The sequence below is a fragment of the Cedecea sp. VD22 genome, from assembly GCF_037150195.1.
In the GTDB taxonomy this organism is placed as follows: Bacteria; Pseudomonadota; Gammaproteobacteria; order Enterobacterales; family Enterobacteriaceae; genus Cedecea.
In genome coordinates, this window is sequence record NZ_JBBCPX010000009.1 from 57,937 (window position 1) to 78,611 (window position 20,675).

The 20,675-nt window shown below is 52.6% G+C and carries 17 protein-coding genes and 1 pseudogene; 16 read left to right on the forward strand and 2 right to left on the reverse strand.

Going from position 1 to position 20,675, the window contains the following annotated elements; genetic code table 11:
* The first annotated feature begins 13 nt into the window (after window positions 1-13).
* The 14 genes from WFK85_RS16030 (at window position 14) to WFK85_RS16090 (ending at window position 16,662) form a co-directional block, all read left to right on the forward strand.
* The gene (locus tag WFK85_RS16030; protein ID WP_008454376.1) at window positions 14-706 is read left to right on the forward strand and encodes a hypothetical protein; all 693 of its coding nucleotides are present in this window, start codon (window positions 14-16) and stop codon (window positions 704-706) included.
* Between the two features lie 27 nt (window positions 707-733).
* Window positions 734-3,382 (forward strand): type VI secretion system tip protein TssI/VgrG, encoded by a 2,649-nt coding sequence (locus WFK85_RS16035; RefSeq protein WP_205246503.1) that lies wholly within the window; start codon window positions 734-736, stop codon window positions 3,380-3,382.
* A 67-nt stretch (window positions 3,383-3,449) separates the two neighbouring features.
* Window positions 3,450-3,713 carry a PAAR domain-containing protein gene (locus WFK85_RS16040; RefSeq protein WP_008454379.1) on the forward strand — a complete coding sequence of 88 codons (264 nt, stop codon included), beginning with the start codon at window positions 3,450-3,452 and terminating at the stop codon, window positions 3,711-3,713.
* A 3-nt stretch (window positions 3,714-3,716) separates the two neighbouring features.
* Window positions 3,717-4,559: a TagK domain-containing protein gene (locus WFK85_RS16045; protein WP_008454380.1), complete on the forward strand. Its 843-nt coding sequence runs from the start codon at window positions 3,717-3,719 to the stop codon at window positions 4,557-4,559.
* A 14-nt stretch (window positions 4,560-4,573) separates the two neighbouring features.
* On the forward strand, window positions 4,574-5,374 hold the full coding sequence (locus tag WFK85_RS16050; RefSeq protein WP_008454383.1) for a type VI secretion system accessory protein TagJ: 801 nt from the start codon (window positions 4,574-4,576) through the stop codon (window positions 5,372-5,374).
* Entirely contained in the window at window positions 5,361-5,864 is a 504-nt protein-coding gene (locus WFK85_RS16055) for a type VI secretion system baseplate subunit TssE (protein WP_008454385.1), read from the forward strand. Before WFK85_RS16050 ends, WFK85_RS16055 begins: the two co-directional genes overlap by 14 nt.
* Window positions 5,865-6,490: 626 nt before the next feature.
* Entirely contained in the window at window positions 6,491-7,099 is a 609-nt protein-coding gene (locus WFK85_RS16060) for a helix-turn-helix transcriptional regulator (RefSeq protein ID WP_008454387.1), read from the forward strand.
* A 29-nt stretch (window positions 7,100-7,128) separates the two neighbouring features.
* Window positions 7,129-10,044: an autotransporter outer membrane beta-barrel domain-containing protein gene (locus WFK85_RS16065; protein ID WP_336708910.1), complete on the forward strand. Its 2,916-nt coding sequence runs from the start codon at window positions 7,129-7,131 to the stop codon at window positions 10,042-10,044.
* A gap of 65 nt (window positions 10,045-10,109) precedes the next feature.
* Complete coding sequence (locus WFK85_RS16070; protein ID WP_008454391.1) at window positions 10,110-10,670, forward strand: helix-turn-helix domain-containing protein; 561 nt, start codon at window positions 10,110-10,112, stop codon at window positions 10,668-10,670.
* 50 nt (window positions 10,671-10,720) lie between these two features.
* A complete protein-coding gene (locus WFK85_RS16075; RefSeq protein ID WP_336708911.1) occupies window positions 10,721-11,227 on the forward strand; it encodes a GNAT family N-acetyltransferase in 507 nt (168 codons plus the stop codon).
* 976 nt (window positions 11,228-12,203) lie between these two features.
* Window positions 12,204-12,461 (forward strand): hypothetical protein, encoded by a 258-nt coding sequence (locus tag WFK85_RS16080; protein ID WP_166994323.1) that lies wholly within the window; start codon window positions 12,204-12,206, stop codon window positions 12,459-12,461.
* A gap of 262 nt (window positions 12,462-12,723) precedes the next feature.
* Window positions 12,724-13,224, forward strand: coding sequence for a lysostaphin resistance A-like protein (locus WFK85_RS23650; protein ID WP_442892382.1), 501 nt, complete (start codon window positions 12,724-12,726; stop codon window positions 13,222-13,224).
* 1 nt (window position 13,225) lies between these two features.
* The gene (locus tag WFK85_RS16085; RefSeq protein ID WP_336708912.1) at window positions 13,226-14,479 is read left to right on the forward strand and encodes an HlyD family secretion protein; all 1,254 of its coding nucleotides are present in this window, start codon (window positions 13,226-13,228) and stop codon (window positions 14,477-14,479) included.
* Window positions 14,479-16,662, forward strand: coding sequence for a peptidase domain-containing ABC transporter (locus WFK85_RS16090; RefSeq protein ID WP_336708913.1), 2,184 nt, complete (start codon window positions 14,479-14,481; stop codon window positions 16,660-16,662). The genes WFK85_RS16085 and WFK85_RS16090 overlap by 1 nt, the downstream gene beginning before the upstream one ends.
* 1 nt (window position 16,663) lies before the next feature.
* On the opposite strand, the pseudogene WFK85_RS16095 reads toward WFK85_RS16090, so the two are convergent.
* A pseudogene (locus WFK85_RS16095) lies at window positions 16,664-16,956 on the reverse strand (GNAT family N-acetyltransferase); the annotation flags it as partial.
* 44 nt (window positions 16,957-17,000) lie between these two features.
* Window positions 17,001-18,662, reverse strand: coding sequence for an SgrR family transcriptional regulator (locus WFK85_RS16100; protein WP_336708914.1), 1,662 nt, complete (start codon window positions 18,660-18,662; stop codon window positions 17,001-17,003).
* A gap of 107 nt (window positions 18,663-18,769) precedes the next feature.
* Between WFK85_RS16100 and WFK85_RS16105 the strand changes: the two genes are divergently transcribed.
* On the forward strand, window positions 18,770-19,963 hold the full coding sequence (locus WFK85_RS16105; RefSeq protein ID WP_166994333.1) for an MFS transporter: 1,194 nt from the start codon (window positions 18,770-18,772) through the stop codon (window positions 19,961-19,963).
* Window positions 19,964-20,025: 62 nt separating this feature from the next.
* Window positions 20,026-20,670, forward strand: coding sequence for a metal-binding protein ZinT (gene zinT, locus WFK85_RS16110; RefSeq protein ID WP_336708915.1), 645 nt, complete (start codon window positions 20,026-20,028; stop codon window positions 20,668-20,670).
* The last annotated feature ends 5 nt before the right edge of the window (window positions 20,671-20,675 follow it).

Sequence of the window (20,675 nt, forward strand, 5' to 3'; positions counted from 1 at the left end):
GCCAGAGGAAAATATGTTGCTACGCCTGTATTTACTTGTTGATGAGTCGCGGGCTGGCCTGTTTCGCAGAAGAGGGAAAAAGCAGCGAGAGGTGCGCTCCATTATTACCCAACAGATTCTGCCGGGCATTGGCTCCTCATTACCGGACGACTATTTACCTGAGCACTATCCGTGGTCGTTTGTTATTTCGTCACCTTCGTCGCGAGGGCACGACGCTTATTGCGGTGCTTTTATGCTGCGGCCTGGAAAAGGAGGCGTTCCCTCGCTGGTCATTATTTATGGCGAAGCGCCCTGGCCGTGGCTGAAGAAAAATTTGCAGGATGAATGTCCACTGCCCTTTTGGGCATCAAGGATTTTAAACAATGTGCCCGATAGCGACGTGGCCGGGCAAAACTGGCGCCCGCTGTGGCAGTGGGTTAAAGCGCTGAGGCGAGCGTATTCGCCGCTCTGGGAGAAGCTGGTGCTGACGCCAGCCTGGCAGTTCAAAAATCATTCTCAGGTGTTACTCAGGGAGGGGTCACAGGAAGATTATCGCATTCATAACCGTGATGGTGTTGAGGCTATGCCGTGGAAGAACTGGCCCGACTGTATTGAGCAGGAGGCGGGTATCTGGATTTGGCGGCAAAGCCGGCACAGAAAAATAGTGGATTCTCAGAGGATCCCTTTACGACGCGCTGAGGCTAAACCGCCCGACGCATCCTTCTAAGTTATTGACAACGCATCGGGTGATTACATGTCACGCACTATTAGATTAAGCAGCCCGGCGATGCCTGTGCTGCTTGGGGAACCCGCGCTGGTTATCTCGAAGCTGGAAGGGGAAGAGTCACTTTCCTCCCTCTACAGCTACGCGATTACCGCTAAAACGCCAGCCAATCCCCAAATACCCTGGCAGTCAGCTTCTAATGTCGACCTGAAGTCGCTGATTGGTAAAGAGATGACGGTTCATATTGAACTCGACGGGAATGGGTTGGGAGACGTTCACGGTGTCGGTCAGGAGATTCGTGAAATTTCCGGCATGGTTCAGCGTGCCCGCTATGTTGGCCGCGACGGCTATCAGGCGTTGTATGAAGTTATTATTCGCCCCTGGCTGCACCTCGCTGAGCTGACGGCTGACTTTAAAATTTTCCAGCAAAAATCGGTGGTGACCATTATCGATGAGGTGCTGGGCGACTATAACTTCCCGTTTGAGAAGCGCCTTGCAGGGAATTATCCGCTTCTCGATTTCCAGGTTCAGTATGGCGAGACGGATTTCAATTTTATTGAACGCCTGATGGAAGAGTGGGGGATCTATTGGTTCTTCGAGCATAGCGAGGGCAGTCATAAGCTGATCCTCGTGGATAACGTGGGCGCGCATAAGCGATTCTCCAGCGAGGCTTATCACGTTATTCAGTACGCTTCAGACCGTCCAAAAATGGATCAGGAATACGTCAGCCAGTTCCATTTCCAGGAGACCATTACTTCCGGGAAATGGGTAACGAATGACTACGACTTCACCAAATCACGCGCCGATATCATGGCGCTGGACAGCAAACCTCGGAAGACCAGCTTCAACCAGATGGAGATCTTCCACTGGCCGGGAGATTACGAACAGCCGAGCATCGGGGAGCAGCTTGCGCGCGTCCGCATGGAAGAGCGTGGCGCCTTAGGCTCCCGCTGTGAAGGTTCCGGTGAACTTCGTGGGATTGTCTGCGGCTGCGACTTTGAGCTTGTTAACTATCCCGTTGAAAAGGCCAACCGTGAGTACATGGTGCTGCGTAGCCATTTGCTGGTTGAGGAAATCGATCAGCTCTCGTCGCACGATGAATTCCTTTATAGCTGTAACTTTACCGTTCAGCCGACGACCAAGATTTATCGTCACCCGATGACGGTGGCGAGGCCAAAAACCAGCGGTCCACAAACGGCTATCGTCGTTGGCCCTCCGGGGGAAGAGATCTGGACCGATGAATATGGCCGGGTAAAAGTCCGTTTTCTTTGGGATCGCTACGGCAAAAACCGTGAATCGGACTCCTGCTGGCTGCGAGTGAGCCAGGCCTGGGCCGGCAACAATTTCGGTGGGATTTACATTCCCCGCATTGGTCACGAAGTGATTGTTGATTTTATCAATGGCGATCCTGACAGGCCGCTTATCACCGGCAGCCTCTACAACAACGTCACCATGCCGCCCTGGGATCTCCCGGTTAACGCCACTCAGAGCGGGCTGGTTAGCCGCACCGTAGGCGGCGGTCGCAGCAACTTTAACGGGATCCGTTTTGAGGATAAGCCGGGGCTGGAGCAGTACTGGGAGCAGGCTGAACGCAACATGAGTCGCCTGACGAAACAGAACGAAGACCAGACCATAGGCATGAACTCTAACGTGAATGTTGGCCTGTCGCGCAACCTCTTTGTCGGGGCCAACTACATGTCTGACGTTATCGGGAACAGCAGCGCCATTATCGGTGCGGCGCTGGCAATCCAGGTAGGCGGCAGCCAAAGCGACAATGTTTTAGGGGCAAAAGGCATCAACGTCGGCGGCGCATTTATGACTGCCGTTGGGGGCTACCATTCGCTTTCCGTTGGGGGCGCACATCAGGTCAACGTAGGCGGTTACCATTCCCTGGCCGTTGGGGGCGCGAGCACCATGGTGGCCGGCGGGGCGATGACGCTTTCCGCGGGGGGCGAGCTGGTTATTTCCGCGAAGAAAATCAAAATCGTCGGCTCAGACCAGGTGATTATCCAGGGCGGCGAAGTGGATATTAACCCTGGCGACTGCGGTGACAACTGCGGAGGCGGCGGTGGCGGTGGCGGCGGTGGCGGTATGATTGGTTTGCCGGGGCTGCCGGCTATTACGGCTCTGTTTGGTGTGGTTATTCCTTTACCACCGCTGCCAACGCCAGAGCCTCCGCCGCCAACGATAACGCCAACTCAACCGCCGACGGAAACACCGACGGAAACGCCAACGGAAACGCCGACGGAAACCCCAACGGAAACACCGACGGAAACACCGACGGAAACACCGACGGAAACGCCAACGGAGACGCCGACGGAGACGCCGACGGAAACCCCAACGGAAACACCGACGGAAACACCGACGGAAACACCGACGGAGACACCGACGGAGACACCGACGGAAACGCCGACGGAAACGCCGACGGAAACGCCGACGGAAACGCCGACGGAAACGCCAACGGAGACGCCGACGGAGACACCGACGGAAACGCCGACGGAGACACCGACGGAAACGCCGACGGAAACGCCAACGGAGACACCGACGGAGACACCGACGGAAACGCCAACGGAAACACCGACGGAAACGCCAACGGAAACACCGACGGAAACGCCGACGGAGACACCGACGGAGACACCAACGGAGACGCCGACCGGAAGTGAAACAATAGAGCCTTAACATTCAAATGATTACGGCGGTGGTTCGTTTGCCTCCGCCCTGACTGTTTTATTAAGGAGTGCGAACGATGCAAAACGCAGGACGAGTAGGAGATGCGACCGCGCATGGCGGAGCATTATGCAGTGGATCGGGTGATGTTTATATCAACGGATTGCCGGCGGCAATGGCTGGTATGAGCGTCGCGCCTTGTGCTTTGGGGCACGGGGCAGCCCCCGTAGCGACAGGCTCCGGGTCGGTCTTTATCAACGGTTTACCGGCAGCGCGCCTGGGGGACGTGACCGGCTGCGGCGCGGTTGTCGCCACCGGTTCCGGCGATGTCTACATAGGCTAAGCCGTGAATATTCACTTTGAATGGCCTGCTTCACGCCCGCCTGTCGCGCTGCCCAGAAACCTGACGGCCGAGACGGCTGCCGTGTTTGATGTAGCCAGTGGCTGTTTCGGCATCCATAACGCCCATTCCGGGCAGGATGCCGTCATCTTCTACTGGCATCTGGCAAGACCGGTGATGTTAAGCCTTTGCTTGCACCATGTGTGCCTGCTTGATGGCTGCGAAGTGGCCTATGGGTGCAGCCAGCCGCTGAACGATAAAAGCCAGCTGCAGCTAGGCCACTTCAAACTGGGCTTTGTCAGCCAGGACAGCACTGACGTCGATGAGCAAACTTTCTATCGGCTGATTTATCCCGGCGGTGCATGGCAGTCTGCGGATAAGGTGCCTGAGGTTGAAGATATCCTGCCCAACGGCGGGCATTACATCAACGACTTACGCTATTTCAATGACGTTATCCTCGCGCAGGCCAGGGGCAATGATGTGCTGAAAACGCTTGAGGTTGAATACAAGCGTTTTCTCATCTGGCGCGAGCAGGATGGCGGCTATTCAGGTGGAATGGCTCAGCATGCCGATTACATCATCAAAACGGATCTGCGGTTTGATGATGTCAACGCGCAAATCAAAGGCAAGACGCTGACCGAATGTATTGTTGCTAAAGATTTTCTCATGGAGAAGGTGTGGCCAGAGCTGGAACGTGGCGAAGCGGCGGATGACATTTTTAGCGAGGAGGAAAAAACCGACTTGCTGCTTGCCCTGTCGCCCGAGCACATTGCGGCCAAAGGAAAAAATACGGTGCCTGAGCTGGTATTTCAGGACTTCAATAAAGTGGGTCTGGACTCTTATTACTAATTAAAGGAATTGTCATGATGCAGGATTTTACTTCACTTACCCAGGCGCTTAAAAACGCGTCATTGAATGCGCTGCTAGAGCAGGTGCTGGCGCAGGTTAAAACGAATCCACAGGATCTTAAAGCTCGTGAAGTGCTGTTTAAGCTCTACTGCGTCGAGGGGAGCTGGGACAAGGCGCTGTTGCAGCTGCAAACCCTGGCGCTGCTGGACGATGCCCTGCACAAGCAGACAGAGCTGTATAAAAATCTGGTCTTCAGCGAAATGCAGCGTTTGCAGGTTTTAACCGGTGAACGGCAGGCTGCGACGCTGCAGGGAGAAATGCCGTTATGGATGGAAAAGCTCCATCAGGCGAACGTCGAGCATTATCAGGGGCAGACCCGACTGGCGGCGCTTTCTCGCGATGAGGCTTTTGAGCTTGCGCCTGAAAGCGCAGGGCAAAGCGACACGCTGGCGGCATTCAAGTGGATAGCCGACAGCGATGGCCGCCTGGGGCCGGTCTGCGAATTTATTTGTGCAGGAGGCTATCGTTGGCTGCCGTTTGCCTCAATACAAACGCTCAGCGTTTCCACCCCTGGCGATTTGCTTGATCTGATTTGGCTGCCTGCAACCATCAAGGTTGCCGATGAGGTATACCACGGGTATATCCCTGCCCGTTACCCCGTAGAACCTCAGGACGATCAGCAAAAAAAATTGGGACTGAAAACAGAGTGGATAACGCTGTCTGAAGATCTTTCGGCGGGTACCGGGCGTAAAGTGCTGGTGACCGATATTAGCGATCGTTCAATAATGGAAGTTGGCGACATTGTTTTCGAATAATCCCTCAGAACGAAAGCAGCAATATCTTCCCACGCTGCTACAGCGCCTGCAGGACGATGAACCCAAAAGTCCTCACGATCGCGCGAGATTAATTGACATAAAGGGGATGCGGAGTCTGGTTCAAAAGGAGATTGTTGATCTTATTAATCATACCAATATAGAAGATAGACTAAATGAGCAGCAACATAAGCTAATTATGGCTTCTGTTCTCAATTATGGGGTGCCGGCCTTGATAGGCACCCAGGAAAATCACAAGAATTGGAGTGTTATAGAAAAAACGATTCGTAACACTATTTTACGCTTTGAGCCAAGAATTATTCCTGAGACGCTTATCGTCCGCTCACTGCAGGATAAGGAGGGTGTAGCCCGGCATGCCGTTATACCGTTCGAAATCCGCGGGCTCATATACTGGCAGCCCAGGCCGGTTGATTTATGCATGAGCGGGCGTTATGACTTTGAGTCTGAAAAAGTCGATTTGAAGTTGCTATAAGTGCATCACAGATTTACTCTTTGGGGTATGCCCATTTCTGGGTGTTCTTATCTTTAAGAAATGTGGTCGGGCTTTTTTCCTGGCTACTTATCTCAAAATATCCTCATTAGCTAAATCCCCATGCTTCCTGTGTAATAAATTGCTGCGCATTATATTAATGTGCGCGGCTGTTTTTATTGTTTGCAGTTTAAAATACTATATTTTAGCCTATTATCTAGACGATAATTTTGAAAAAACGCATGTTAATGATATATTTGATCGTTTTATGGGTTGAGGGTAAACTTAAGTCCGACTTCCAACAAAGTCTTAATCTAAGAATAGGAGGGGCGTTTATCCTCCTGCACCAATTTTTGTGTCTCATTAAAATTAGTCTCTATCTCTGGTTGGTTTAATCACATAGGCTGTTTTTCTATCTTTAACAGTATGTTAGCTTAATCTTTCTCATCTTCGTATGGAGGAAAATATTTAAGGAAGGCATTACGTCAGGGGCCGGATAGGTTATGTCTGAATGGCTTAACTTACCATAAGTTGTTTCTATTCGCTCACTTTGTCTTTTCTGACAAGCATTTCGTATGCCCTGGAGTAGCTGCAACTTGGATGGGAATCGCAACACATGGGTGTGAAGTATGTTGAACATATTATTATTGGATTCTAACTATTACCAGACATCGGGACTGAGCCTCTTAATTACTAACCAACTTGCTGATGAAAGCCTCGGTGAGGTCTGTTTTTTATTACCGTCCGAAGAAATGAGTTATGACATCGCTAACATTATCTTTCAGGATGACAGAGTAACGATTCAAATTAATAACCAACGGAATAATGAAGTTTCGTTTGATGGCGGATACAAGGAGAATGAAAAAATAATTGTCCATGTTCCATTTTTAACCAGAAACCAAACGCTTAACGACATATCCATGAAGATCGGCAAGATACTTGCGATTGCGCGTTCGGATTATAACCTGCTCATCAACAAGGAAGAGGCCTACTGGAGCCTGGGGCTAAAGAAATATGCACAGCTCTCTGATACTGAAAATAATGTAATGATTCTGATTGGTCGGGGGTACAACAGCACCGATATTTCAAGGATCCTTAATCGCTCAAGAAAAACCATTAGCACGCATTATCGTAACGCCAGCCGAAAAATGGGGGCGGCAAATAGAGCCGAATTTTATCGGTTCGCATCATTTATTGCCCGCTGCGGACGCGATGAAAGAAACACCCTTTGCCTGTGAGGCAATGATCAACTTAAAAGGAATTGAAAATGAAGTATAAAATATACATCAAATGGAGATTAAACCCCTTACTGCCCCAACGGCTGTGTATTTTAAGCGTACTTGCGGCTGGCTGTTCGCCCGCGTGGGCGGCCAATAATGACACGATTATTATCAACGGCGGTAATAGCACCCTAAGCAACACGACGTTGAATAATGAGGTTACAGGCAATTTTATTGTCCAGGCGCGAAATAATGCGACCGTCTCCGCCTCTCAATTGGTTCTTAATAGTTCCGGAAAGAATGGGGGAGGCGCATGGATAGATAATAGCGAATTCAACGTGCAGGATTTGCAGGTCAACGTGACCGGCAAGGGCGGCAGCGGGGTTTACTTTGCCAATGACAGCCTTGGAACATTAGATAAATTTAACATTACCGGGCAGGACAACGCGCTGGGTCTGGTACTGGACGGTTACTGGACGGCAAACCAGGGAACGTCGGTGGTGCAGGCATCCAATGGGGCGATCGCCACACGGGGCGGCGATGCTATCAGGGTGATGGCCGGGGAGCTGACGCTGAATAACGTCTCTGCCAGTACTGAGGGCGATCACAGCTATGCGGTTAACGCGAATTTAGCCGCAAAAATTGCGATTGAAGGCGGCACTTTCACTACCGAAGGCGCATACAGCGATGCCGTCTGGGTGGCATCCAGGGACTCCTCCGTCGTAGTGAACAACGCGAAAATCACCACAAAAGGGGATAACGCTATTGCCGTTAATGCCCAGCGGGGTGAGGCCCGGATGACCCGCAGTACCATTGAAACGTTGGGGGATAATGCCCACGGTTTGTACAGCGAATACCTGATTACCGGCGATAACCTGTCTGTCACCACTTCGGGCAAAGGCAGCGTGGGCATGTTTACCGCACGCGGTGGGCAAGGCAGCTTAACAAATAGCCATATCTCGACGTCGGGCGAGCTTGCCCCGGGCCTGCTGGCCTACCCCAATGCGCAAATCAAAGCGGAGCATGTGCAGATCGAAACCACGGGAAAAACAAGTTTTGGCCTCTGGAGCCAGGGGGGAGAGCTTGACGTCAGGCACAGCACGATTTCTACCACAGGAGAGGACGCGAGCGGCCTCTATGTGAATGGCAGCTCATCGTCAACGGCAATCAGTAACAGCGTGACGCTGGAAAATGTGGGGCTGAATGCTGCCCAGGCTCGGGCCATTGACGTTACGGCGACCGAACTGCTGCTGAACGTCAAGGATTCCGACATCAGCGGTGGCAACGGCCAACTGATGTCGGTGCAGCACTATGATGACGGGGCCAGCGGCGTCAACAACGTCTACAGCAAGGTGACATTTAATGCCGCCAGCAGCGCGCTGAAAGGTGACATTGTGGTGGACGATCCGGCCAATAGCGTGGCGGTAAATCTGACATCCGGCTCCGTGCTGACGGGAGCCGTGACCCATGCATCCTCGCTGATGCTCGACGAGAGCAGCCGCTGGAATATTAATAACCGCTCTGTCGTTGGGCAACTGACCAATAATGGCACGCTCGTTTTTACCGACGAGAACAATTTTGACTCGCTTACCGTAGCAGGCGATTACGCCGGTAATGGCGGGCAGATGGTGATGAACAGCGTGCTTGGCGACGATAATTCTCCGGCGAATAAGCTGATAGTTCAGGGCGACGTCTTGCCCGGCACAACGCACGTTAGCGTGAATAATTTGGGGGGACACGGGGCCAGTACCGTGGAAGGCATCGAACTGGTTGATGTGCAGGGAACGTCCCAAGGCAGCTTCGTTAAGGCGGGCCGTATTGTTGCGGGAGCCTACGACTACGATCTGGTTAGGAAAAACGACAGCTGGTATCTCACCAGCCAGCTTACCCCGGTGGATCCCGAACCTACACCCGAGCCAGATCCTGAACCTACACCCGGGCCAGATCCTGCACCTACACCCGAACCGAAAGTCGATCCTATCGTTCGACCTGAGGGCGGGAGCTATACGGCTAACCTCGCGGCAGCGAATAACCTGTTTATCATGACCCTGCATGACCGACTCGGAGAGACGCAATTTATTGATGCGTTAACCGGCCAGCGGGAGGTGACCAGTCTTTGGCTACGCCAGGTTGGCGGCCACAATGTCTGGCGCGATGGCAGCGGGCAGCTAAAAACACAAAGTAACCGTTACCTGACGCAGATAGGCGGCGACGTGGCTCGCTGGAGCACGGACGGCACCGACCGCTGGCATGTTGGGGTTATGGCGGGTTACGGAAAAAACAGCAGCACGACGGAGAATAGATCCAGCGGCTATCGTTCGAAAGGCACGGTGGACGGCTACAGTATTGGCGGCTACGGCACCTGGTACGCTAACGAAGAGGATCGCACCGGCGCATGGCTGGACAGCTGGCTTCAGTACGGCTGGTTTAATAACGAAGTGAAGGGCGATAGCCTTGCGACGGAAGCCTATAAGTCGCATGGGATAACCGCCTCGCTGGAAGCAGGTTATGCCTGGAAACTGGGCCAGTTTTGGGGCAGCCAGGGTACCGTCAACGAATGGTTTGTGCAGCCACACGCCCAGGCGGTCTGGATGGGCGTTCGCGCAGACAATCATCAGGAAGAGAACGGCACCCGCGTCCGTCAGGAGGGAGACGGCAATGTGCTGACCCGCTTAGGGGTTAAAACCTGGCTCAAAAGCCACCACGCACGCGATGGCCATAAGCAGCGTGAGTTCCAGCCCTTTGTTGAGCTGAACTGGCTGCACAACACGCGCAGTTTTGCAACAACCCTCGATGAGGTTCGCATCGGCCAGAATGGCGCGACCAATATTGCAGAAGCCAAAGTTGGGCTCGAGGGGCAGATCAGCGCCCGGGTGAATCTGTGGGGTAATGTCGGCGTGCAGATAGGGGATGCGGGCTACAGCGACGCTGCGGCGATGTTTGGTATGAAATACAATTTCTAAGCCCTTAAATTCGGGCAGGTTAGCGCCTGCCCGAATGCTTTTTATGGGTTGAGGTGATGACGGATATGAGAATCGTTGCAAAGGAATGTTTTTATCTGGACGGATTGTTAACGCTGTTAGAAAGAATGCATCTCGACTACACCGAATGGGGTATCTGGATCACCGGACAGCGTTTTATCCCGTTTTTTATTTTTACAGAAAATAACGCCTACGCGCTTTATAACAGCGCGTTTCGACACCGAATACCTTCGCCGTCGATCATATTTTGTTCCGACCGGGCGAAGACTTTCCTTCAGGATATTTGGTACAGGGAAGAAATCTATTTTATTTCGTTGAGCGATGATTGTTATACGATCGGCGGAAAAATCAACTCAGCCATTGCGAAAATACTGTACCCTAAAAGGCAGCGTATCGTGCCTTCCTGCCCGTACTGCCGTTTAGACTGCGATGAAATAAATGTTATTCGCTTTTTGTTAAAAGGCTATAGGCCCGCCATGATTGCAGACTCTCTCAACATAACGATTCGGCAGATCAGCCTCCATAAGCGTTCAGCAATGAGTAAGCTCCAGGTGAAAAGCTTCGCTGAGCTCTACTTTAAGGTTAAGTTATTAGACGCTATCGCTTAAATTCAAATTTTGATGGCAAAAATCTTCTTTGTTGGGGGAAAGGCATGAGTATGAAAATACGTAAAGCAAGGCTGGAAGATGTGCCGCTCTTAGCTGCGTTGGGGAGCGAAAGTTATCGCCATCACTTTGAGCGACACTGGGTTTCTGCTGAGGAGCTTCAGGCTTTTATTGAAGAGGAATACGCTCCGCAGACGCTGGCCGAGAGCCTGGCCTGCCCTGGGGTCAGCTGGTTTATTGCTGAGGTAGAAAAGCCGGTGGGATTTGCCAAAATCAGCTGGAACCTGCCGGTGCCGGAGCATTCGTTTTCCGGCGCCCTGCTTAATAAGCTCTACCTTGCCCCAGGTGAGACGGGGAAAAACTACGGCAAGCTGATTTTCGAAGAAATGCTTCGGCTGGCGCAGCGGCGAGAACAGCATTATCTGTGGCTACAGGTTCTGGAAGGGAACGAAGGCGCCCGGCGCTTTTATGAGGCCCAGGGCATGCGCCACTTAACAAATGAAACGTTTTCCAGCGCCACGCAGACCAGCCTCTTGCATATTCTCGGCAAAAGTATTTAGCCTGGGGGAATCAGGTTTTAAATCTATGGCCCAACGTCTGGATGATAGAGGCTGAGTTTCTAACCTGCTGTCTTCTATTTTTGCCCTTCATTCCTATAAGCCTGTACGTGAGCCTGTATAAAGTTCGGGGGATCGTTATTTTTATCTCTGCCCCACGCGTATCACATCAGGACACACTCAGTTCATTATTTTTAATCCAGATGCGGGCGATGGCTGGCGGTGCTCACATGTACCGCTAACGCGGGGCATTAAAGTTAAATCTCCTCCTGCGCGGCTCCCTCTCCGGGCATAAAGACCCGCGCCCACTGCAGTTCAGTCTTTATGTCGTCATCATCATCTGGAATCTGTATCTGATGGCGGGCCGGTCACGGTAAGGATATGTGGGCAACGGAGGGGTATTGTGCCCGGTTGTTCACATACTGATACGCTTTCTTTTTTTCTAAAGATATAAAAATCAATCGCCTGTAAAGTTAATTACATTTGTTTACATAAATTCATTTTTATAACCGTATTCGCCATGACATAAAAAAACAGCACGTATCGTTAAAACGTAAGCACGTGTCGTTAAAACGTAAGCACGTGTCGTTAAACCGTAATTAAGAGGGATTTTATGTCTGATATCAGAGAATTAAACATCAGTGAGCTGGCTCTCATTGGGGTCGGAAACGCCAACGGCAACTACGAACGCGGCGATTCCAGAAGTCGGGGTGGCAGTACAAACTACGGTGGCTAGGCGAATGGTTTTCAGCCAAATCTGGCGGCAGGGGCGGCCGGAGCCAATATGTACAATGATTTGAGCAGTAATTGTGGCCTTGCAATGGTTGGTGGAGCTGCGGGTCTGGCTAGTGCCGTTGCGTCGAGAAGTCCAGGTTCTGCAGTTGCAGCAGTGACTGGTATGATAGCTGGTTGCCGCAATGATTCTCAGTCGTCTTCAAAAAATGGCCCTCCGTTCCACTAAATATTTCGGGATGGCTATATGAATTTAGTAAACGTTACCGTTGCATTGTGTTCTGTGGTTTTATCCATCTGTGTTACCTACATTGCAGTACAGATGTTAAACACGATAAATGCATCAAATACTGCAGAGATGATAGTAAAATCTTTTACCATTTTCAGTGTTATATATACGAGTTCAAAAATATTCCCTTTGGCTATCCAAAAAATATTATCATGGAGTAGAGGAATTGCTTCTGCTTTAGAAAGAAGCAAAGCAGGGCAAAAACCCTTCAACTAGTTAACTAAGAGCCTGTCGATGTTTACAGGCTCTTTCTAACAATTATTAAATAAGATATTTTTACTGAGAAAAAGGACAGCATTCATGTCTGGGACTGATAATATACCTGTGTACTCAAAGGGATTAAATATTTTCACGCATAGTCATGTTACGGCGTTTTATTTATTTATTTATTACGTTTTCACTGTCAATAGTTTTCACATCAATTCCTGTCCTTATCATTAATCACACAGATACAGGTTTGGATAGCGCATTATTTATCATGTGCATAGCAGAGTTTCTTTTGGCCTTGATTTCTTATCTTGTATATCTGCATCGCTTATCAGAATTTCGCCTTTCAAGCTTTTCTGCACGACAGTTCATTTGTCTTGCCACTCTTATTATTGCGCTGCAAATATCAGTGGTTTTATTATCAACTTCAGGGTTTCACAAAAAAACAACGGTACTCTTCGATGTAATCCCTTTCATTACCCTGACGTTTGTTATACCCGTATACGAGGAGATTTTTTACAGGGGATGCCTGTTCGGATTTATTTGTTCACTTTATAAAAAAGGCATTATTTTACCATCCGTTTTGTGCTCAGTTGTATTCTCTTTAATGCACACGCAGTACATGTCTTTTATCGAATATGCTCTTATATTTTCGGTCGGCTTAATCCTGACCCACGCAAGAGTTATCTCAAGAGGTCTGCTTCTCCCGATAGTATTGCATTCAACAATGAATGCCTTTGTTCTTATCTTCAACTCCTTCCTCTCAAAATAGAATGACCTTATTTAGAAAGGAAGCGGTAGAGCACCAGAATGACACTGCGCTGGGTGAAATTATTATCCCCACGTCTGCCGGATTCACCCTCAGTGCCCTGCTGACGCTCGGTTTACTGGCGCTGATTTTTATTTTCCTCAGCAGCAGCCAGTACACCCGTAAAGCCCATCTGTCTGGCATAGTCATGCCGTCTTCAGGTTTGATTAAGGTGATCCCGCAGTATGCCGGATATGTCACTGCGCTAAAAATTGCTGAGGGGCAGCATGTGACTGCCGGTAGCCCGCTCTATCACATCAGCGGGGAACATTATGACGGCCAGGGCGGCGGCACAATGGCTGCCATGCGTCTCTCGCTGAATACGCAGTACCAGATGCTCGAGTCCCAACAGCGTCTCGAGTCCCGCGATAACAGTCAGCAGCAGCAGGGAATACGTCAACGTCTGCTCTCTCTTGAACCCCAGCTTCAGAGCGCCCAGCAGCGGCTGACACAGGCTGAGCAGCAGGCGCAGCTTGCCGTCTCCGTGATGAGCCGTTATCGCGACCTGCTCTCCCGCCATTACGTTTCCGAAATCGAATACCAGCAGCGGCAGATGGCGGTGTCCGCCGCGAATGAAAATGTGGAGGAGCAGCGTTTGGTCCTGCTGCAGCTCAGGGCGGCGAAAGAAACGGCTGAGGATGAGCTGGTTCACCTTATCACCCTCGGGGAAAGTCGAAGTCAGGAGCTCGACCGGCAGCTTCAGGGCATCAAACAGCAACAGCTTGAACTGGCAGGCCAGGAGAGTTTCGTGCTGACGGCTCCGGTCTCCGGCACTGTGGCAGCCATTCTGGTGAAAGAAGGCCAGCCCGTACGGGCCACTGAGCCGGTGATGACCCTGATGCCGGACAATGCTCGTCTGCAGGTCGAACTTTACGCGACCAGTCAGAATGCCGGATTTATCCAGCCTGGGCAGCGGGTGGCGCTGCGCTTCAGCGCCTTTCCTTACCAGAAATTTGGTGTGCAGTACGGCACTATTCGCGATATCAGCCGCACCACGCTTACCCCCTCCGATCTGCTCTCCGTCTCTCCGGTGACCTGGAAAGAAAATGAGGGACATTACCGGGTGATTGTCGAGCCGGAGAAAACATTTATTCAGGCCTATGGCAGACCGGAGCCGCTGCGCCCGGGCATGACCCTGGAAGGGGACGTCAGTCTCGATACCCGCTATCTGTGGGAGTGGCTGACCGAGCCACTCTGGAGTGTGAAAGGAAAACTGTGATGGGATCACTGAACTGGAGTGGCAGGAAAAGCCTGCCCGTGATACGGCAGGCGGAGTCTGCCGAATGCGGACTCGCCTGCCTGGCGATGATCGCCTGCTGGCACGGGCTCAACACCGATTTACCGACCCTGCGGGAGCGATTCCCTGTCAGCACCCAGGGGATGACCCTGCAGAAACTGACGCAGTGTGCCGCCGATCTGCGCCTGTCCTCCCGGGCCGTCCGGCTCGAACTGGAAGATCTGAGGGCGCTGGCCCTGCCGTGCATTCTTCACTGGAACATGAATCATTTTGTCGTGCTGCATAAAATTCGCGGCAACCGGGTCACCTTGCACGATCCGGACCGTGGAAAGGTTATCCTGTCTCTGTCGGAAGCCGGGAAACATTTTACCGGCATCGCGCTGGAGCTGACGCCCACTGCCGGTTTCGCGCCTCGGGATGAACGACAAAAAATAAAGCTGCGCCAGCTGACCGGCAAAACGTCCGGGCTGTTGCCGGCGATGGTACGCATTCTGATTTTCGCTCTGGCGCTGGAGATTCTGGCGCTGGGGACACCGCTGCTTAACCAGCTGGTCATTGATGAGGTACTGGTTGCCGCCGACAGAAATCTCCTGACGCTGGTAATTGCCGCGCTGTTGCTACTTTCCCTTACGCAGATGCTGCTCTCCCTGGCCAGGCAGTGGGCAACCATCACCCTGTCGGTAAACTTCAATATGCAGTGGACGGCCCGGGTTTTTCATCACCTGGTACGGCTTCCCTTGAACTGGTTTGACGCCCGCAGCCGCGGCAGTATCAGCGCCCGTTTCAGCGCAGTGGACAGTATCCAGCACGCGCTGACCACGCAGGTCCTTGAGGGTATTCTGGATGTACTGCTGGTTGTTACCTCACTGACAATGATGCTGCTGTACAGCCCGGGCATGACGCTGATTGCGGTACTGGCCGCCGTTATCTACGGGCTCCTGAGGGCGCTCTGGTACCCGTCCCTGAAACAGGCTGCAGAAGATGCCTGGGATGCCGAAGCGCGTGAGTCCGGGCATTTTCTCGAAACGCTGGGCGGGATCCTGAGCCTGAGGATCAACGGCGTCATGCCTTACCGGGAGGCCGCCTGGCTCAACCTCAACGTGATCCGCAGAAATACGCAGCTGCGTCAGAGTCGCCTGATGATGGGGTACGACATTGCCCACACTCTGACGGGCAGCGTGGTCACCGCCGTGATCCTCTGGAAAGGGGCTGGAGAGGTACTGGACGGGACCTTTACCGTGGGCATGCTGGTCGCCTATCTCGCCTACCAGGGGCGGTTCTCAGGCAGCATCAGTAGCCTGACGGATAAGTTTTTTTCCTGGCGGATGTTGGATGTCTATAACACCCGCCTCGCCGATATTGTGCTGAGTCCGACGGAAGCGCAGCTGCGTCGGCCCGCGGCGGCGGAGGACGTACACCGTGACGATACCCAGGTAACCCCGGATCTTCCATCGGACGAGGCCGGTGCCCCGCTGAGACTTGTCGGGGTGTCATTCCGTCATAAAGGTGCAGCAGAGCCAGTCCTCAGCGATATCTCTCTGACGGTAAACCCCGGGGAAGTGGTGGCCATTACCGGGAAATCAGGCTGCGGGAAATCCACCCTGGTGAAGCTGATACTGGGGATCCACACGCCTGAAACCGGAGATATTCGCACTTTTGGGGTACCGCATACGCACCCCCACTATGTTCAGGTCCGTCAGCGGATCGGGACTGTCCTGCAGGACGATCAGCTCTTTCGTGGTTCGATTGCCGACAATATTATTTTCTTTAGCGAGGAGCGGGATCAGACCCGCATGGCCTGGTGCGCGAGGATGGCGCTGATTGATGCGGACATCATGGCAATGCCAATGGGGTATCAGACCCTGGTCGGTGAAACGGGAGGGACGCTTTCCGGAGGGCAGAAGCAACGGATCCTGCTGGCGCGAGCATTGTACAAACGACCCGGTTTTTTACTGCTCGATGAGGCAACGAGTCATTTGGATATGGAGAGTGAAATTATCATCAGCCAGACGCTCAAGGATTCAGGTCTTGCCGTTCTGTTGATAGCTCACCGTCAGGAGACGCTGGCCTCGGCCGATCGTGTCCTGTACATAGACAGAGGCGTCATCACCCATCAGTCTACAGAGACCGTCGATAAGCAGATGCCTATACCAGCGGTTTCATAATCAACGCGCGAACCATGATCGCACGAACGCCAATGCTCTCTGTGACCCGATAACAGCGCAGCACGTCATCGTGCAGTAAATCAGCGCCAGGCCCTTGTCCAGTGAATATGATGTCGACGGCCAGACGCGCAACTATGATGGTGGGGATCGGATCAGGCATATTGCGTCGAAGGTCCCCGTGGATTCCACATTGCCAACGCTGCCGCTGGTCAGAGAGTAAAAACTAACAACTCGCTTCGTCTCTGCTTTACAGGCAGCGCCCGTGCGGGCAGCCCCGAAGGCCTGATTTTTCAAGACGTTCCCGCTGTCGTCCTGAGTAGCCTCCCCGCGCCGCTGTCTCAGGACACACTCAGTTCATTATTTTTAATCCAGATGCGGGCGAGGTCGACCCAGCCATAGCCTGCCAGCCCGGTGCCGTGCAGGCGATGGTTTGCCGTGTAGCCTACTCGCTCATGGGACAAAGGCAGCAAGATGCCTTCGGCAATCAGCCAGTCCGCCAGCGCTTTGCACTTTTCCTGCCTGGATTGCTCGTGGGGATCGGTTCTTATCTGCGCGAGCCTGTCATGCAGGCGTTTGTGCTCCGTCTTAGTCATGCCCGCACTCAATAGTTTTGAGCTGTGGAGCCACTCGTAAATGTCGTAGGCACTGCGGTGGTAGAGGATTTCACTCCCCATGATCAGGTCGGCCTCGCTGAGCCACTCTTCCGGGCGAAGAAAAGCCTCGCTTCCAAGGATGATATGTTCAGCTCTTATGCCTGCGGCGGTAAGAACCTGCTGCAGGCGGGCAAACAGCATAGTGAAGCACGGCAGATCGTAAGAGTAGATTTTTAGCGTGCCGGTTATGTCTGGCGGCGAATTTTGCCTCAAAGAACGTGGGCTTTCCCAGCCGGGGATAATGCTGAGGGCTGGCGTTCGTTCCGCGTTGTTTGCCGGTGGAAGCGCGTTGCTCAGTAACCCCAGTATCGCCTGGCGTTCTCCCACTGGGATGAGCTGACTGCGGGTGCTCACTATCAGATAGGTGCACCCGTTCTGAACATCGGTTTGCTGAGTTGCAGCCCCCGGATCAAAGGTAATGTCTGTTACGGGATCGGGGGATTCCGGCAGGGACCAAAGCTCAACTTTTTCAATTAAAGCGCGTGTGCCGTAGTAGCGATCGAAGGCCCGCAGCACAATGCGCTGCTTGCTCTGTTGCTCCATTTGGAATGGACCGCTGCCGATGGGCCGTCCGTGCCGGGACGAAGGAAGTGTGATAGAGGCGGTCGCCGTCGCCAGTTTGTGGGGCCACAGCCAGTCGGTGTGCGTGAGATGGCAAGTCAGTACCTCGCTGCTCAGAACTTCAACACGATCTAACGACTGAAAAAGGCCGGCATAGTGTCCCGGCGGCTCTTTCAGCCGCAGCAGGCTTTGCGCGACGATACTTGCGTCCAGGCGTTCTCCGGTGTGAAACGTGACGCCGGGCCTCAGCCAAAATGTCCAGGCCGTGGCCTGAGCATTTGTTTCGAAGTGGTGGGCAAGGGCGCCGGTGATTCGCTGGTTTATTTCATCGTAATCCACGAGCCTGTCGTAAATTTGCCGGACCAGATATGACTCAATCCTGTTTTTGATGCGCCGGGGATCCAGGGTAGCTGGCAGGGTTGGAATGGCGATTCTGACCTCTTTGCCCACCACGCCAAGATGGCTGCTCAGATCGGCAAGTAGCCGGTTTCTCTGCGGCGACGTCAGGTGCGCGAAGGCGGCCTCCAGCTGCCCTTTGGCGACCAGATCCCTGAGCCGTAACCATTCAATTTGCTCCGGGCTGGTCACCAGCCGTAGCGTCGAGCGTTTTCCTCGCCCGATACCGGGCTGCCAGTCAATCCAGCCCAGCTCGCGCATTTTAGTCAGCTGAATACGGGCATAGCGTTCGCTGCAATGCAGTAAGTCTGCCAGTTGCTCTAATCCCGGCTGGGCCGGTGCATCCCCGAAGCGTCGGTATAACACGTTGAATTTATCGATCAGCGCCATGACTTTTCTCTAAAAAGAGGAATGAATTTCACCTTTATTCATCCATTTTTGTGTTCCTCTTTTTTATCTATAGTGAATTCCTCTTTAGCCGTCAACGGAATTGAAAAATGTCAGGTCGGGTTTTAACCGTTTATTTTCTTCTGGCGTCCTCATTTTTATCCTCTATTTCCCGGGCGATGATTGCCCCTGTTTTAGTCCTTACGCTCGGTAAGAATTTACATATTTCATTCGAGTCTGCGGGACTTCTGCTCGGCGGCGCGCTGCTGGTTTCTTCCGGGCTGGGCGTGTATGGCGGATACTGGCTGGACAGGCTGTCACGCTCGCTTATTTTAAGGCTTTGTGGTTTGGTGATGGCCGTTGGCTGGCTGCTGCTTGGCTGGATGGAAAGTCTGGCTGGCGTGCTGTTCGTATTGACCCTGAGCGAGGTCGCGAATACGTTTTATGCCATTGGCGTAAAGGCTTCCCTGAGCGATTTGGTTCCTCAGGGCGAAAGAACCAAAGTATTTTCTCTTCGCTATACCTTAATTAATGTCGCCTGGGCGACAGGCCCGTTATTGACCACGTTTGTATTATCCCCGAATGTTGAAAGTGTCTATTTGGCCGCGGGAGTCTGCTCGTTGCTGGGGGTGTTATTCCAGCCTCGTTTTAAGAATGCATTCACAGGCAACCGGCCTGAATCATTTTTAAAGACGCTGTCCGTGCTGGCAAGAGATCGTGTCTTAATCTGGTTTACCCTGAGTACCGTATTTGCGTGGGTGGTGATGGGGCGTTTTTCTGACTACCTGCCGCTCTGGTTCTTAACCAGCATGGGCAAGCCCGAAGCAATGCGCTTTGTTTCGGTACTCATTAGCTGTAATTCTCTGACGGTGATACTGCTTCAATATCCTGTCAGCCTCTGGCTGCTGCATCGCAGGCCGTTAATTAAACTGATTGTGGTGGGCTTTGCCCTGCTGGCGGCCGCTATAACTGCGATGGGCGGGCTGGATACGCTGCCGGGGCTGTGTGCGGCGATGTTTGTTTTCAGCCTGGGCGAAATCATTCTGATCCCCAGTGAATATATCTACATTGACGACATCGCGCCTGAGGCGCTGAAGGCCAGCTATTATGGGGCGCAAAATCTTTCCTCACTGGGCAGTAGCCTGGGGCCAATGGTGTTCTCTTTAGGGCTGATGGCCGGGCTGGACAGAGGGATATTTTTGCTGATGGGCGCGCTTTGCCTGGCCGGTATGCTGTTGGCGCTTTACAGCGAAAGAGTGCGTCTTCGGCAGGCGCCGGGCACGCTCACCGCAGGCTGGAGTTGATTTCGTGATTTGTTATGTTATAACGTTTTCCTTTTCGTGTAAGGAATACACAGGGGAACAGTATGATCATGAAAAAATCGGCGTTTATTCTGGGCATGGGCGTGTTACTGGCGAGCCATCAGGCGCTGGCGCACGGCCACCATCACGGCAAACCGCTCACGGAAGTGGAACAAAAGGCGAGCGAAGGGATCTTTGACGACGTTAACGTGAAAGATCGCGCGCTGTCCGACTGGGACGGGATCTGGCAGTCGGTCAATCCCCTGCTGCTCAGCGGCGACCTCGATCCGGTGCTGGAGAAAAAAGCCAAAAAGAGCGGCAAAACCGTGGCGGAGTATCGGGCGTATTATCAAAAGGGCTATGCGACTGACGTGGAGATGATAGGGATTGAAAATAATGTCATCGAGTTTCACGTCGGCAAAGCGGTGCAAAGCTGTCATTACGACTACGCCGGGCATAAAATCCTGACCTATGCCTCGGGAAAGAAGGGCGTTCGCTACCTGTTTGAGTGCAAAGATGCGCAGTCCAAAGCGCCAAAGTTCGTGCAGTTTAGCGACCACATCATCGCCCCGCGCCAGTCGCAGCATTTCCATATCTTTATGGGGAGCGAATCACAAGATGCTTTGCTGAAAGAGATGGACAACTGGCCGACGTATTACCCGTACAACATGACCAAAGCGCAGGTTGTGGACGAGATGCTGCATCACTAACAATG

What these genes read in the sequence shown, in the direction of transcription:
- WFK85_RS16060 (WP_008454387.1), top strand. Translation starts at nt 6,491, where the DNA reads ATGTTGAACATATTATTATTGGATTCTAACTATTACCAGACATCGGGA.
- WFK85_RS16080 (WP_166994323.1), top strand. Translation starts at nt 12,204, where the DNA reads ATGAATTTAGTAAACGTTACCGTTGCATTGTGTTCTGTGGTTTTATCC.
- WFK85_RS16075 (WP_336708911.1), top strand. Translation starts at nt 10,721, where the DNA reads ATGAAAATACGTAAAGCAAGGCTGGAAGATGTGCCGCTCTTAGCTGCG.
- WFK85_RS16070 (WP_008454391.1), top strand. Translation starts at nt 10,110, where the DNA reads ATGAGAATCGTTGCAAAGGAATGTTTTTATCTGGACGGATTGTTAACG.
- WFK85_RS16090 (WP_336708913.1), top strand. Translation starts at nt 14,479, where the DNA reads ATGGGATCACTGAACTGGAGTGGCAGGAAAAGCCTGCCCGTGATACGG.
- WFK85_RS16040 (WP_008454379.1), top strand. Translation starts at nt 3,450, where the DNA reads ATGCAAAACGCAGGACGAGTAGGAGATGCGACCGCGCATGGCGGAGCA.
- WFK85_RS16105 (WP_166994333.1), top strand. Translation starts at nt 18,770, where the DNA reads ATGTCAGGTCGGGTTTTAACCGTTTATTTTCTTCTGGCGTCCTCATTT.
- WFK85_RS16085 (WP_336708912.1), top strand. Translation starts at nt 13,226, where the DNA reads ATGACCTTATTTAGAAAGGAAGCGGTAGAGCACCAGAATGACACTGCG.
- WFK85_RS16030 (WP_008454376.1), top strand. Translation starts at nt 14, where the DNA reads ATGTTGCTACGCCTGTATTTACTTGTTGATGAGTCGCGGGCTGGCCTG.
- WFK85_RS16065 (WP_336708910.1), top strand. Translation starts at nt 7,129, where the DNA reads ATGAAGTATAAAATATACATCAAATGGAGATTAAACCCCTTACTGCCC.
- WFK85_RS16035 (WP_205246503.1), top strand. Translation starts at nt 734, where the DNA reads ATGTCACGCACTATTAGATTAAGCAGCCCGGCGATGCCTGTGCTGCTT.
- WFK85_RS16100 (WP_336708914.1), bottom strand. Translation starts at nt 18,662, where the DNA reads ATGGCGCTGATCGATAAATTCAACGTGTTATACCGACGCTTCGGGGAT.
- WFK85_RS16050 (WP_008454383.1), top strand. Translation starts at nt 4,574, where the DNA reads ATGATGCAGGATTTTACTTCACTTACCCAGGCGCTTAAAAACGCGTCA.
- zinT (WP_336708915.1), top strand. Translation starts at nt 20,026, where the DNA reads ATGATCATGAAAAAATCGGCGTTTATTCTGGGCATGGGCGTGTTACTG.
- WFK85_RS23650 (WP_442892382.1), top strand. Translation starts at nt 12,724, where the DNA reads ATGTGCATAGCAGAGTTTCTTTTGGCCTTGATTTCTTATCTTGTATAT.